Annotated in this window: 14 protein-coding genes and 1 tRNA gene; 2 read left to right on the top strand and 13 right to left on the bottom strand. The window is 68.4% G+C overall.

The genetic code is table 11. The features are described 5' to 3' along the window. Positions 1–14: 14 nt before the first annotated feature. From CJ014_RS12410 to rplU, 12 genes are all read right to left on the bottom strand, one after another. A complete protein-coding gene (locus tag CJ014_RS12410) occupies positions 15–1,346 on the bottom strand; it encodes a S41 family peptidase (RefSeq protein WP_245427288.1) in 1,332 nt (443 codons plus the stop codon). After that, positions 1,343–2,698 carry a murein hydrolase activator EnvC family protein gene (locus CJ014_RS12405; protein ID WP_100080797.1) on the bottom strand — a complete coding sequence of 452 codons (1,356 nt, stop codon included), beginning with the start codon at positions 2,696–2,698 and terminating at the stop codon, positions 1,343–1,345. Before CJ014_RS12405 ends, CJ014_RS12410 begins: the two co-directional genes overlap by 4 nt. 107 nt (positions 2,699–2,805) lie before the next feature. Then, a complete protein-coding gene (gene rlmH / locus CJ014_RS12400) occupies positions 2,806–3,288 on the bottom strand; it encodes a 23S rRNA (pseudouridine(1915)-N(3))-methyltransferase RlmH (protein WP_100080796.1) in 483 nt (160 codons plus the stop codon). Between the two features lie 189 nt (positions 3,289–3,477). Next, a complete protein-coding gene (gene rsfS, locus CJ014_RS12395; protein ID WP_100080795.1) occupies positions 3,478–3,897 on the bottom strand; it encodes a ribosome silencing factor in 420 nt (139 codons plus the stop codon). A 117-nt stretch (positions 3,898–4,014) separates the two neighbouring features. After that, entirely contained in the window at positions 4,015–4,620 is a 606-nt protein-coding gene (locus tag CJ014_RS12390; protein ID WP_207765735.1) for a nicotinate-nucleotide adenylyltransferase, read from the bottom strand. Continuing rightward, a complete protein-coding gene (locus CJ014_RS12385) occupies positions 4,617–5,894 on the bottom strand; it encodes a glutamate-5-semialdehyde dehydrogenase (protein WP_165790830.1) in 1,278 nt (425 codons plus the stop codon). Before CJ014_RS12385 ends, CJ014_RS12390 begins: the two co-directional genes overlap by 4 nt. Positions 5,895–5,896: 2 nt before the next feature. After that, complete coding sequence (proB, locus tag CJ014_RS12380; protein WP_100080793.1) at positions 5,897–7,045, bottom strand: glutamate 5-kinase; 1,149 nt, start codon at positions 7,043–7,045, stop codon at positions 5,897–5,899. Then, positions 7,029–8,120, bottom strand: a complete 1,092-nt coding sequence (obgE, locus tag CJ014_RS12375) for a GTPase ObgE (protein WP_100080792.1) — start codon at positions 8,118–8,120, stop codon at positions 7,029–7,031. Before obgE ends, proB begins: the two co-directional genes overlap by 17 nt. A gap of 165 nt (positions 8,121–8,285) precedes the next feature. Continuing rightward, a complete protein-coding gene (locus tag CJ014_RS12370) occupies positions 8,286–8,888 on the bottom strand; it encodes a GNAT family N-acetyltransferase (protein WP_100080791.1) in 603 nt (200 codons plus the stop codon). A gap of 154 nt (positions 8,889–9,042) precedes the next feature. Further along, positions 9,043–9,741 carry a GNAT family N-acetyltransferase gene (locus tag CJ014_RS12365; RefSeq protein ID WP_100080790.1) on the bottom strand — a complete coding sequence of 233 codons (699 nt, stop codon included), beginning with the start codon at positions 9,739–9,741 and terminating at the stop codon, positions 9,043–9,045. A gap of 129 nt (positions 9,742–9,870) precedes the next feature. Further along, entirely contained in the window at positions 9,871–10,140 is a 270-nt protein-coding gene (gene rpmA, locus CJ014_RS12360; RefSeq protein ID WP_100080789.1) for a 50S ribosomal protein L27, read from the bottom strand. A gap of 109 nt (positions 10,141–10,249) precedes the next feature. Continuing rightward, entirely contained in the window at positions 10,250–10,564 is a 315-nt protein-coding gene (gene rplU, locus CJ014_RS12355) for a 50S ribosomal protein L21 (RefSeq protein ID WP_100080788.1), read from the bottom strand. A 313-nt stretch (positions 10,565–10,877) separates the two neighbouring features. Here rplU and CJ014_RS12350 point away from each other — a divergent pair. Beyond that, positions 10,878–10,967, top strand: a tRNA-Ser gene (locus CJ014_RS12350). 116 nt (positions 10,968–11,083) lie between these two features. Further along, positions 11,084–12,055, top strand: a complete 972-nt coding sequence (locus CJ014_RS12345; RefSeq protein ID WP_100080787.1) for a LysR family transcriptional regulator — start codon at positions 11,084–11,086, stop codon at positions 12,053–12,055. Positions 12,056–12,062: 7 nt separating this feature from the next. On the opposite strand, the gene CJ014_RS12340 is transcribed toward CJ014_RS12345, so the two are convergent. Then, positions 12,063–12,551 carry a nucleoside deaminase gene (locus CJ014_RS12340; protein ID WP_100080786.1) on the bottom strand — a complete coding sequence of 163 codons (489 nt, stop codon included), beginning with the start codon at positions 12,549–12,551 and terminating at the stop codon, positions 12,063–12,065. Positions 12,552–12,590: the final 39 nt, after the last annotated feature.

The following is a 12,590-nucleotide window of genomic DNA, read 5'->3' as shown; positions in this document are numbered from 1 at the left end:
GGCTCATGGCCCGCTCAGTTGGGAACGGGATCGTCGCCCTTCGGCGGGAAGGCGGCGTTGGCCTGAAGCCCGCGCAGCAGGTCGAGCGCCAGGTTGAGCTGCTTGTCGTTCTTGGGATCGGGCGGCACGTAGGCCTGGCTGCCGGAGGCCTCGGTGCCCTCGGTCTCGCTCTTGAGATGGCCCTTCAGCGAAGCCTCGCCCTTGGTCTCGGTCACCTGGTCCTTGAGGTCCTCGGGCAGGTCCTGCAGCACCTCGATGTCGGGGTGGATGCCCTTGGCCTGGATCGAGTTGCCCGACGGCGTGTAGTAGCGGGCGGTGGTCAGGCGGATGGCGCCGTTGGCGCCCAGCGGGATGATGGTCTGCACCGACCCCTTGCCGAAGGACCGCGTGCCGAGGATCGTCGCCCGGCGGTGGTCCTGCAGCGCGCCGGCGACGATCTCCGACGCCGAGGCCGAACCGCCGTTGATCAGCACGATCACCGGCTTGTCGCCGACCAGCTCGCCGGTCTTGGCGGCATAGCGGCGGGTATCGGCGTCGTGGCGGCCGCGGGTCGAGACGATTTCGCCCTTGTCGAGGAAGGCGTCGGAGACGGCGATCGCCTGGTCGAGCAGCCCGCCCGGATCGTTGCGCAGGTCGAGCACGTAGCCCTTGAGCTTGTCTTCGGGGATGGCCTCGTTGATCTTGTCGATCGAGGTCTTGAGGCCGTCGAAGGTCTGGGCGGTGAACTGGGAGATGCGGATATAACCGACATCGTCCTTCACCTCGTAGCGCACCGACTGCATCTTGATGACGTCGCGCACGATCTTGACGTCGAACGGCTTGTCGGTACCGCGCACCACGGTGAGGGTGATCGACGAGTTGACCGGCCCGCGCATCTTGTCGACCGCCTCGTTGAGGGTAAGGCCCTTCACGTCGGTGCCGTCGATGCCGGTGATCAGGTCGCCGGCCCGGATGCCCGCCTTGGTGGCGGGCGTATCGTCGATCGGCGTCACCACCTTGACGATGCCGTCCTCCATGGTGACCTCGATGCCGAGCCCGCCGAACTCGCCCTTGGTCTGGACCTGCATGTCCTGGTAGCTCTTGGCATTCATGTAGCTCGAATGCGGATCTAGCGACGTCAGCATGCCGTTGATCGCCGCCTCGATCAGCGCCGGCTCGTCGGGTTCCTCGACATAGTCGGAGCGGATGCGCTCGAACACGTCGCCGAACAGGTTGAGCTGGCGATAGGTATCGACGCCGGCGGCCACGGCCGACCCGAAGCCGGGCAGGCGGTGCTCGAGGGTCAGGGTGGTAACGCCGGCGCCAAGAACGGCGCCTGCTGCGAGTAGCGACAGTTTTCTGATCATCCGCTGACCTTCCGATCCTGCGATGCGACCCACCAGGGGGAGGGATCGATCGAAGTTCCACCTTTGCGAAATTCGACGTAGAGCACGGGCTGCGTAACGCTGGCATCCAGCGCGGCGGCGCTGGCCAGCCGCTGGTTTCCCATGACACCGACGGGCTCGCCCGTCAAAACAAATTGGTCCAGCTGGACGTCGATCCGTTCCATGCCGGCAAGCACGATATGATAGTCACCGCCGGCGTCGAGGATCAAGAGCTGTCCGTAAGAGCGGAACGGTCCGGCATAGACGACGCGGCCGTCGGCCGGCGACACCACGCGGGCGCCGGCGCGGGTGGCGATCGACTGACCCTGCGAGACGCCGCCAAGGCCGTTGTCGTCGCCGAAGGTCTGCAGGTTGACGCCGCGCACCGGCGGGATCAGCCGGCCCTTGGCGTCCGCGAAGGCGATGGCCGGCCCGAGGCGACTGCCGGCGCCGGGCGCCGATGCCGCGGGAGCCGACGGTTCGTTGCGGGCTGCCGGCAGCGCCTTCTTCATGCCGGCGATCAGGTCCTCGAGGCTGCGGGCGTTCTTCGCCAGCTCCTCGGCCCGCGCCTTCTCGGCCGCCAGATCGGCGGTCCGGGCTTCGCTCTCCGCCCTCTTCTTGTCGATGAGCAGCGTCAGGCGCTGCCGTTCCTCGGCAATGGCGGCGGCGTCGACCCTGAGGCGGTCGCGTTCGGCGGCGGCGCGCGTCCGTTCGGCGACGAGCGCATCGAGATCGGATTGCAGCGCCTCGGCCTCGATGCGGATTTCCGGCAGTACGGCGCCGACCACCACCGCCGAGCGTACCGCCTTCAGGGCGTCCTCGGGGCTGACCACCAGCGCCGGCGGCGGCTGCCGGCCGATGCGCTGCGCGGTGGAGAGCACGGCGATCAGCACGTCGCGCCGGGCGGCCAGCGAGGTGCGGATACGCGCCTCGTTGTCGGCGCCGCGGGCAAGGCGCTCCTCGCTGTCGGTGATCGATTGCTCGAGCGCCTGGACGCGGGCCGCCGAGGTGACGAGCTGATCGTTGAGCGCCTGCTGGTCACGGGAAAGGCCGGCGATTTCGGCTGCGATCTCCGCCTGCTTTTCCGCCGACAGTTCCATGGAGCTGCGAAGCTTGGCGAGCTCCTGGTCCTTCAGGGCGCGCTCGGCTTCCATCTGATCGGAATCGGCGGTGCCGAGAGGGACGGAGGCCGGCCGGACGGCCACGGTCGCCGGCGCAAAGGCGGTCGCCTCGGGCGGCAGGCCCTCCTGAGCGGCGACATGGCCGGGCAGCGCCGCGGCGAGGACGGCGATGATGAGGCGGCAGGCTCCGGGGCGTCGCGTTTCGGGCGGCATGGACGATGGGCTGTCCGGTGGCGTTGCGGTCGAGCGGCCGAACCTATCGGCCTTTCCGTTAACGCTTCGTCAACCAAGGATCGCCGGTTACGAGACGTCGGGGCGGGTCAGGGCCGGTGATAGGGATGGCCGCTCAATATGGTGACCGCACGATAGATCTGCTCTGCGGCGAGAATGCGGACGATCTGGTGCGGCCAGGTCAATCGGCCGAAAGAAATGCGATGGCCGGCGCGCGACAGGAGCTCCTGGCCGTGGCCGTCCGGTCCGCCGATCAGCAGGACGGTGTTCGGCGTGCCGCGGTCGCGTGCCTCGCCCAGCATCTCGGCGAATCGCTCGGAGGTCGGCGAATCGCCCCGCTCGTCCAGAGCGATCAGCAAGGCGCCGGGCGGCAGGTCGGCGAGCAGGTCGCGCGCCTCCTCCTGCTTGCGCTGCAAGGCGTCGCGCGCCCGGCTTTCGGCGATTTCGCGGGCGGTGACCGAGGAAAAGCCGATGGCGCGGCCGGCCTTGTCGGCGCGGTCGAGATAGCGGTCGGCGAGCTCGCGTTCGGGACCGGCCTTCAGTTTTCCAACGGCATGAATGGCGATGCGCATCGGTGTCTTCTTAGTCGGGCGCACACGCCATACCGGCGGGGCCAGCGGCCCCGCGCGACGGGGTCAAGAAAAGCTTCCGAACCCTTGCCGGATCGTCCGCACTTTCGAAAAGTCTAAAGCATTCCGAACGGATCGTTCCAGCTCGAGTTCCGCTCTACCCGGAAAATCTGCGCCTTTTGGGCGGACACCTCAACGGCGGCCGGCGGCCGGCGCCGGGTCGGGCGCCCAGATCTTCTCAAGGTGATAGAACTCGCGCACTTCCGGCCGGAAGACGTGGACGATGATCGAACCCGCGTCGATCAGCACCCAGTCGCAGGCTGGCTGGCCCTCGACGGCGACGGTGCCGAAGCCGGCATCCTTCAGGTCCTTGACCAGATGATCGGCGATGGCACCGACGTGGCGGCTGGAACGCCCCGTGCAGATCACCATGTGATCGGCGATCGGCGTCTTGGCGGCAACGTCGATATCGACGACGTCCTCGGCCTTGGCATCGTCAAGGCTGGCGAGAATCGTGTCGAGCAGGGATCGCGGGAGAGGGGTGACGTCGCTCGAGAACGCGGCGACGTCGGCAAAGGGGTTGGCGCTGAAGGCGCCCTCGGTGAAGGGCATGCTCAGGGGTGCACCTCGTGACGTGGTCCGCGGCGTCCGGCCCCATGCCGGCAATCGCGGATGACTGAAAGGATGAACCTTGATGGTGACGTTTTCAAGATCGACCGGGACCAATGGCTAAGCCCGTTCGGCGGCCCGGCGCAGGTCGGTCGACGACAGCGGCACCTTGACGCCGGCGATGAATATCCAGGCGGGCGGAACGAGATCCGGCAGCAGAAGACCGTCGCGTTCGGCGACGCGCGCGCCGGCAAACGTGCGGGCGGCCGGCGAGGCCAGTGCCGCGAAGGTGGCGCCGGGCCGGTCGACGACGGCGATCGGCACCATGCGGGCGATCTCCCGCCAACCGCCCCAGCGGTGGAAGGTGGCCCAGTTGTCGGCGCCGATGACCAGCACGAAGCGGACGTGCGGTCTCAGCGCTTTCAGCCGGCGGACGAGGTCGATGGTGTAGCGGGTGCCGAGCCGCGCCTCGAGGTCGGTGACGACCGCCCGCGGATGGTTGGCGACCCGCCGGACGGCCGCCAGCCGCTGGCCGACATCCGGCAGGCCGTCCGTCGACTTCAGGGGATTGCCGGGGCTGACCAGCCACCAGATGCGGTCGAGCCCGAGCCGCTGGAGCGCCAGACGGCCCACGTGGGCGTGGCCGCGGTGCGGCGGGTTGAACGAGCCGCCGTAGAGGCCGACGCGCATGCCGGGGAAGGTGGCGGGGAGGCGCGGTGTCGTCACGGCCGCGTCTGGCCGCTGCCGCGCACGCGGTATTTGAAGGATGTCAGTTGCTCGACGCCGACCGGGCCGCGCGCGTGCATCTTGCCGGTGGCGATGCCGATCTCGGCGCCCATGCCGAATTCACCGCCGTCGGCGAATTGCGTCGAGGCGTTGTGCAGCACGATGGCCGAATCGACGCCGGCGAGGAAGCGGGCGGCGGTGGCCTCGTCGGCGGTGATGATGCTGTCGGTGTGATGCGAGCCGTAGGTTTCGATGTGCTCGATGGCGGCATCGACGCCGTCGACCAGCGCCACCGAAATGATCGGCGCCAGATATTCGGTCGACCAGTCGGCCTCGGTCACCGGCACGGCCTCCGGGAAGCGGGCGCGAATCTCTTCGGTTGCCCGGATTTCGCAGCCGCGTTCGTGGAGGGCCTTCAGGATCGGCACCAGGTGGGTGTCGGCCACCGCGCGGTCGACGAGCAGCGTCTCGGCCGAACCGCAGACGCCGACGCGCCTCAGCTTGGCGTTGACGGTGACGGTGACGGCCATGTCGAGATCGGCGGCGCGATCGACGTAGATATGGCAGATGCCCTCGAGATGGGCGAACACCGGCACGCGCGCCTCGGCCTGCACGCGGGCGACCAGGCTCTTGCCGCCGCGCGGCACGATGACGTCGATCGAGCCGTCGAGGCCGGTCAGCATCTCGCCGACGGCGGCGCGATCCCTGACCGGCACCAACTGGATGGCGTCCTCGGGCAGGCTGGCCGTCCGGAGGCCGGCGGCGAGCGCGGCGAGGATCGCCTGGGACGAGCGAAGCGAATCGGAGCCGCAGCGCAGGATGGCGGCGTTGCCGGCCATCAGCGAGAGGGCGCCGGCGTCGGCGGTCACGTTGGGCCGGCTTTCGAAAATGATGCCGATGACGCCGAGCGGCGTTGCCACGCGCTCTATGGCGAGGCCATTCGGCCGCGTCCAGGCGGCGAGCACGCGGCCGACCGGATCGGGCAGGGCGGCGATTTCCTCCAGCGCTCTGGCGATGGCCTCGACGCGGGCGGGGTCGAGCGTGCCGCGATCGAGGAAGGAGGCGACGACGCCGTTCTCCTTCATCGCTGCGACGTCGGCGGCATTGGCCTCGAGAATGTCGGCCTCGCGGGCGCGCACTTCGGCGGCCATGGCGACGAGCGCCGCCACCTTCTCCCCGGTGGAGGCACGGGCGAGACGGCGGGCGGCGGCGCGGGCGCGCCGGCCGATGTCGGCCATCAGGTCATGAACGGAAACGTCGGTCAGTGCGGTCATGGTCAGTCTCCGAGGTCGCCCTTCAGCACGAGGTCGTCGCGATGGATCATTTCGGTGCGGCCGGGCGCGCCGAGGATATTCTCGATCACCGTCGAGTTCTGGCCGCGGATGCGGCGCGCATCGACGGCGTCATAGGCGACGAGGCCGCGGGCCAGCTCGATGCCGGCCTCATCGACGACGATCACCGTGTCGCCGCGGTGGAAGTCGCCGTCGACGCGGGTGACGCCGGGCGGCAGCAGGCTGCGGCCCTGCTTCAGCGCCCGCACGGCGCCGGCGTCGATGGTCAGCACGCCCGGCGCTTCGATATGACCGGCGATCCAGGCCTTGCGGGCGGTAACCGGGGTGGCCTCGGCGCGGAACAGCGAGTGCGGCCCGCCGACGTCGACGCGGGAGAGCGGCGCGGCAACCTTGCCGGAGGCGATGATCATCGCCGTGCCGGCGACGGTGGCGATCTTGCCGGCGTCGATCTTGGTCTTCATGCCGCCGCGCGACAGTTCGGAAGCGGCGCCGCCGGCCATCGCCTCGATCTCCGGCGTGATGCGGTCGATCACCGGGATCAGCGTGGCGTTGGGGTCGACCTGCGGCGGCGCGGTGTAAAGGCCGTCGATATCGGACAGCAGCACCAGGAGGTCGGCGCTCATCATGGCGGCGACGCGGGCGGCGAGCCGGTCGTTGTCGCCGTAGCGGATCTCGGTGGTGGCCACAGTGTCGTTCTCGTTGATCACCGGCACGGCGCCGAGCTTCAACAGCTTGCCGATGGTGGCGCGGCCGTTGAGATAGCGGCGGCGTTCCTCGGTGTCGCCGAGGGTCAGCAGGATCTGGCCAGCGGTGATTCCATGGTCGCCGAGCACCTCGGCCCAGGCTTTCGCCAGCGCGATCTGGCCGACGGCGGCGGCGGCCTGGCTATCCTCGAGTTTCAGCTTGCCCTTCGGCAGCTTCAACACGCCGCGGCCCATGGCGATGGCGCCGGACGAGACGAGGAGCACCCCGGCGCCGCCGGCCCTGAGACGGGCGACATCGGCGGCGACGCTCTCCATCCAGCCGCGCTTCAGCGTGCCACGGCCTTCGACGAGCAGCGCCGAACCGATCTTGATCACCACGCGGCGATAGCCGGCGAGCGGCCCGGTGAAAGCTTCAATAGTCGTCGTCATCGTCGTCTCTGCCGTCATCGCCATCGCGGGGAAGGGGCTGCCAGATGCGCGTGGCGGTGGCCGCCCGCGATTCGTCGTTTTCGGCGCGGCTCGTCTCGACCGCCGTCGCCATGGCGCGCAGCATCGCCTCGACGCCGGTGCCGGTGACGGCCGACAGGAGAATGGGCGTCGCCTTGGCGGCCCGCTTCAGCTTTCTGGCCTTGGCGGCGAGTTCATCCTCCGGCACCAGCTCGCATTTGGACAGGGCGACGATCTCCGGCTTGTCGCCGAGCGCCTCGTCATAGGCGTCGAGCTCGGCCCGCACCGTGCGCCAGGCGCCGACCACGTCGTCCTGGCTGGCGTCGACGAGATGCAGCAGCACGCCGCAGCGTTCGACATGGCCGAGGAAGCGGTCGCCGAGGCCGACGCCTTCGTGGGCGCCCTCGATCAGGCCGGGAATGTCGGCCAGCACGAACTCGCGGGCATCGATGCGGACGACGCCGAGGCCGGGATGCAGCGTGGTGAAGGGATAGTCGGCGATCTTCGGCTTGGCGGCGGTGGTGCGGGCGAGGAAGGTCGACTTGCCGGCGTTGGGCAGGCCGACGAGGCCGGCGTCGGCGATCAATTTCAGGCGCAGCCACAGCCACTTTTCCTCGCCGGGCAGGCCGGGGTTGGCGCGGCGCGGCGCCTGGTTGGTGGAGGTCTTGAAATAGGCGTTGCCGAAGCCGCCGTTGCCGCCCTTGGCGAGCAGCACGCGCTGGCCGATCTCGACCATGTCGGCGATCAGCGTCTCGCCGTCCTCCTCGATGATCTGGGTGCCGACCGGCACCTTCAGCACGACATCGCCGCCCTTGGCGCCATGGCGGTCGCGGCCCATGCCGTGGCCGCCGGTCTTCGCCTTGAAATGCTGCTGGTAACGATAGTCGATCAGCGTGTTGAGGCCGCCGACGCATTCGGCCCAGACGTCGCCGCCGCGGCCGCCGTCGCCGCCGTCCGGCCCGCCGAACTCGATGAACTTCTCCCGCCGGAACGACACGGCGCCGGCGCCACCATCGCCTGAGCGTACGTAGACCTTGGCTTGATCGAGGAATTTCATCGGGGCTTTCCTGGAATGGCGACCGGGGTGGCGCTTTGCTCCGCCGGCAGCCCGGAATTTCGGATGACGGCGCGCCGCCCACCGTTCCGACGCGGCCGCAGCTTGCCCTTTAGAGCATCGCGCGGCGAAAATGAACGGATTTTTAGGATTGCGGGGCGCCGAGGATCACGGTCGCCACGGTCGGCCGGCGTGACGCTCCCGCGTCAGGCGGGTATCGACGTGGTCGAGCAGCCGCTCCTCGATCAGCGACGGCCGGCGGCTCATGCCGACGACCTCGAAGCCCTGGCGGGCCTGGATGGTCAGCGAGGCGACGTTGCCCTGGAAGGCGCCGGCGGCGATGGCGTCGATATCGAGGCTGGCATAGGCCCAGGTGAGCGTGGCGTCGACGGCCTCGCTCATCAATCCGTGCCCCCAGAAAGGCCGGCCGAGCCAGAAGCCTATTTCCGGCCGCGTGTCGAGGCTGTGCAGCGCCACGATGCCGCGCACGACCGCGCGATCGTCGCCGCGCACCACGATGCCCAGCGTCGTTGCCGTGCCGAGGCCGGCGGTGGTGCAGCATTGGCCGATGAAGTCGGCGGCGTCCTCGACGGTGAAGGGATGCGGCACGCGCACCAGCCAGCGCGCTACCTCGATATCACCGAGGTAGACCGCGACGGCGTCGGCATCGACCGGCTCGAGCGGCCGAAGAACGAGACGGCCCGTCTCGATGCGCGGGAAAAGGGCCGCACGCGGCCTCCAGGAACCGAAGGCACCGGAAAGCAACTTCATTCCGTACTCACTTCTCTAGCGGTCCGGCTCCGGCATCTGCGTCGGTGGGATGGACCTCCGAGCAGATATAGAAGCGAAAGCCCGCTAGTACTCACTGTTTCCGGTGGAGTATCCGACATTTGATCGGCAAGCCGAAGTTCGCCGGCGTCAAAGTTCAAATGCGCTCCACCGGAGCCCGAAGCTCGGCGCGCCGCTCTCCCCACTCGGCCCTTTCGGCCTCATGGCTATGGACGCGCAAGGGCTCCCAGGCCCTGATACTCTCCCAGGTGCTGCGATCGATGCGGAAACGGTCGATGGCCACCGCGGCGCCGTTCCCGACCGCCGAGGCCAGTTCCTGCGCCACCATCTGGAAACCGCACTTCTCGATCACCCGTCGCCCGGCCGGGTTGGTGACCCGGCAGGCGAACAACAACTTCTCATGCCTCTGGTGAACAAAGGCATAATCGATCGCGGCGTGGCAGGCCTCGGTGGCGAAGCCCTGTCCCCAGTGGCGCTCGCCGAGCCAGCAGCCGATCCAGCCGGGCCCGACCCGGCCGTGCATGTCGAGCGTCAGAATGCCGATCGGCGTCGGCGCCGCGTCGAAGCCTTTCCGGCAGACGAGGTGACGCTGGCCGCGCGGATCGACCGGCTCGGCCAGCCAGACGCGCGCATGCTCGATGCGATAGGGATGGGGCATGCCCACGAGGTTGCGGGCGACGGCGGCCGAATTGGCCAGCCGGACGATGGCTTCGGCGTCGTCGTCGACCGGCGGCCTCAGGATCAGCCGCCGCGTCTCGATAGCCGGTCTGACAGCCGCCATCAACGGCCAGCCGCAGGGACTGTCAGGGTCCTCGATGTCGCTCGGTTCGGACATGGGGCTCTCCTAGCGCTCCAAATGAATTCAGGGGAAGTGGCGCCCCACTTCCCCTGTCACATCGCGCGCTTGAAGCGCGGTCCGTCCGGGTCCGTGGGACGCCGGCGGGCCGCTTCAGCTCCATCCGGCTTACTCTGCTGCCGCCGTCGTCGGAACGACCGAAACATAGACTCGGCCGTTGCTTTTGGTGGCGAAGGACACGTTGCCTTCGGTGAGGGCGAAGATCGTATGATCGACGCCGATGCCGACATTGGCGCCCGGGTGCCACTGGGTGCCGCGCTGGCGAATGATGATATTGCCGGGAATGACGGCTTCGCCGCCGAACTTCTTCACGCCGAGGCGTCGACCAGCCGTGTCGCGACCGTTGCGGGACGAACCGCCTGCCTTCTTGTGAGCCATTTCAGTCTCCTGTCTGTCGTATCGTCCGCTGGCGGAGCGGTTCGGCGCTCAACACCTTGGACGGTTGTCGGGTCAGGTTCCGGCAGCAGCGTGCCGGAACGGAATTTCGTCAGGCGGCGTTGATCGCGGTGACCTTCACCGTGGTCAGAAGCTGCCGATGGCCGCGCTTGCGCTTGGAGTTCTGGCGGCGGCGCTTCTTGAAGGAAATCACCTTGGGGCCGCGGGTCTGCTCGACCACCTCGGCGACGACGGTGGCGCCGGCAACGGTGGGGGCGCCGACGGTGACGCCGGCGTCGGAACCGACGGCCAGCACTTCGTCGAAGGTGACGGCCGCGCCGTCCTCGAGCTCGATCTTTTCGATGTCGAGCACGTCGTCAACGGCAACCTTGTACTGCTTGCCGCCGGTCTTGATCACTGCGAACATGGTCGTGCCAGTCCTTCTTCAGATGGTTCTTGGCCGCGCCGCACCTCACGGGCGCGCGGCTGATCGACAAAAGGGGAAATCCCCGGACAGTGGACCGGGCTCCCGTTCAGCCGCGTTTTCCCTACACGGAAAGCCCCCGCCGGTCAACGCCGAAGCGGGCGTTTCCGGTCGTTAGCGGCGCCGGGGCGTCCGGTCAGCCTTCCGGGCGCTTCAAAAAACCGTTCCCAACGGCTTTTGCCCCTCTTGCCAGAGGCTTTGCCCGCGGTTATGGTCCGCGCCGCTTTCGACCGGGATCCAATCCCCAGAGCACCGCGGAGAGGTGGCAGAGTGGTCGATTGCACCGCACTCGAAATGCGGCATACTCGCAAGGGTATCGGGGGTTCAAATCCCTCCCTCTCCGCCATTTTCCAATTTCCTACCCCTTAGTTCGTCGCCCGGACCGGCGACCATCGCGCTGCTTGGCACGCTTGCTGCTTTCCGTGGACATAGCCGTTTCCCTCTTTCGAGGATCGATTGTCCATGGAGCCCGCCCACGGCGCCTTCGATGTCCGCCTGATGCGGACCCTGCTGCTGCTGGTCACCGAATGCAGCGTGTCGCGCACCGCCGAGATTCTCGGCCAGACGCAACCGACCGTCAGCCTGGCGCTGAAGCGGCTGCGCGAGCTGATCGGCGATCCCATCCTGGTGCGTTCCGGCGGCGCACTGGTTCCCACCGAACGCGGCCTCGAACTCAGGACGACGTTGCAGCGGCTGCTCGCCGATATCGATGCGCTGCTGGCGCCACCGCCCAGTTTCGATCCCGAGCGCACCGAGCGGCGGTTCCGCATCGCCGCCGCCAATTGCCTGGATGCAGCCTTTCTGCCGCGCATCTTCGCCCGGCTTGCCGAGGAGGCACCGGGGGCCTCGATCGACGTCGCGACGCTGCCGGGCCATGACGAACTGATGGCGCATCTCGCCGACGGCTCGCTCGACCTGGTGGTCGGCAACTGGCCGCGGCCGCCGGAACAACTGCGCCTGGCGCCGCTGCTTTTGACGCCGATCAAATGCGTCGTCGCCGCCGATCACCGGCTCGCCGGCACCATCGGCTCGCTCGCCATGGATCGCTATCTCGCCGAGCGGCACCTATCGCCGTCGGCCGACGTGATGAAGCAGTATAGTCCGATCGACGGCCGCCTGATGGAGCTCGGCCTTGCCAGGCATATCGCCGCCTCGGTGCCGGAATATGCCATCGTGCCGCACATGCTGGCCGGCTCCGACCTGGTGTTCACCACCGGCGCTCCCTTCGCCGAGCAATTGGCCGAGCGGGGAAATTTCGTGGTGATCGACGCGCCGGCCGAATTCGGATGCATGGATTTCTATCTGCTCTGGCACGATTGCAAGCATCACTCGCCGGCCCACACCTGGTTCCGGCATCTGGTGAAGGCCGCGGTCGCCGACCTGCGCGGCTCGGCCGATGCGATGCCGCTAATGCTGCGCGTCGCTGCCGAGTGACGCCGGCTCAGCGCCTCGCCCAGAAGGAGCGGTGAAGCTCGGCCGCTTCGTCTTCGAGCAGCGGGCCGACCACCTCGACGGAGCGCTGGCCGCTGTCCAGCACCACCCGGCAGGGCAGGTCGAGCGTCGGATTTTCCGGATGGTTGCCGGTGATCCGCCGCAGGGCGCTTTCGGAAAGCCCGTAAACGATGCGGCCGATGCCTGCCCAATAGGCAGCGCCGGCGCACATGGCGCACGGTTCGGCCGATGAATAGAGCGTGGCGTCGGCGAGTTCGGCCGGCCGGAAGCGCTGCGAGGCGCGCGTTGCCAGCACGCGTTCGGCGTGGCCGGTCATGTCGTGATCCGGCAGATAGGCGTTGCCCTGTTCCATCAGCACGCTTCCGTCGCCGCCGACCAGGATGGCCCCGAACGGGTGGCTGCCGTCGTCGGCCGCCTTTGCGGCGATGGCGAAGGTCAGGCGGAGATAGGCGGGGTGGTCGAGGTCGGGAAGCGGCATGGCGATCCGGAGCAGGTGATGTCGCGCCCATCTTAGCCG

The organism is Pleomorphomonas carboxyditropha, from assembly GCF_002770725.1.
GTDB classification, from domain to species: Bacteria; Pseudomonadota; Alphaproteobacteria; order Rhizobiales; family Pleomorphomonadaceae; genus Pleomorphomonas; species Pleomorphomonas carboxyditropha.
Note: the sequence above shows the minus strand (reverse complement) of the source record. Positions and strands in the feature narration are given on the sequence as shown.

Bases quoted from the DNA above. Each gene is read 5' to 3' on its own strand.
- rlmH (WP_100080796.1), bottom strand. From the start codon at position 3,288: ATGCGCATCGCCATTCATGCCGTTGGAAAACTGAAGGCCGGTCCCGAA.
- proB (WP_100080793.1), bottom strand. From the start codon at position 7,045: ATGACGACGACTATTGAAGCTTTCACCGGGCCGCTCGCCGGCTATCGC.
- CJ014_RS12365 (WP_100080790.1), bottom strand. From the start codon at position 9,741: ATGTCCGAACCGAGCGACATCGAGGACCCTGACAGTCCCTGCGGCTGG.
- obgE (WP_100080792.1), bottom strand. From the start codon at position 8,120: ATGAAATTCCTCGATCAAGCCAAGGTCTACGTACGCTCAGGCGATGGT.
- CJ014_RS12345 (WP_100080787.1), top strand. From the start codon at position 11,084: ATGGAGCCCGCCCACGGCGCCTTCGATGTCCGCCTGATGCGGACCCTG.
- rsfS (WP_100080795.1), bottom strand. From the start codon at position 3,897: ATGCCCTTCACCGAGGGCGCCTTCAGCGCCAACCCCTTTGCCGACGTC.
- CJ014_RS12385 (WP_165790830.1), bottom strand. From the start codon at position 5,894: ATGACCGCACTGACCGACGTTTCCGTTCATGACCTGATGGCCGACATC.
- rplU (WP_100080788.1), bottom strand. From the start codon at position 10,564: ATGTTCGCAGTGATCAAGACCGGCGGCAAGCAGTACAAGGTTGCCGTT.
- CJ014_RS12370 (WP_100080791.1), bottom strand. From the start codon at position 8,888: ATGAAGTTGCTTTCCGGTGCCTTCGGTTCCTGGAGGCCGCGTGCGGCC.
- rpmA (WP_100080789.1), bottom strand. From the start codon at position 10,140: ATGGCTCACAAGAAGGCAGGCGGTTCGTCCCGCAACGGTCGCGACACG.
- CJ014_RS12410 (WP_245427288.1), bottom strand. From the start codon at position 1,346: ATGATCAGAAAACTGTCGCTACTCGCAGCAGGCGCCGTTCTTGGCGCC.
- CJ014_RS12340 (WP_100080786.1), bottom strand. From the start codon at position 12,551: ATGCCGCTTCCCGACCTCGACCACCCCGCCTATCTCCGCCTGACCTTC.
- CJ014_RS12405 (WP_100080797.1), bottom strand. From the start codon at position 2,698: ATGCCGCCCGAAACGCGACGCCCCGGAGCCTGCCGCCTCATCATCGCC.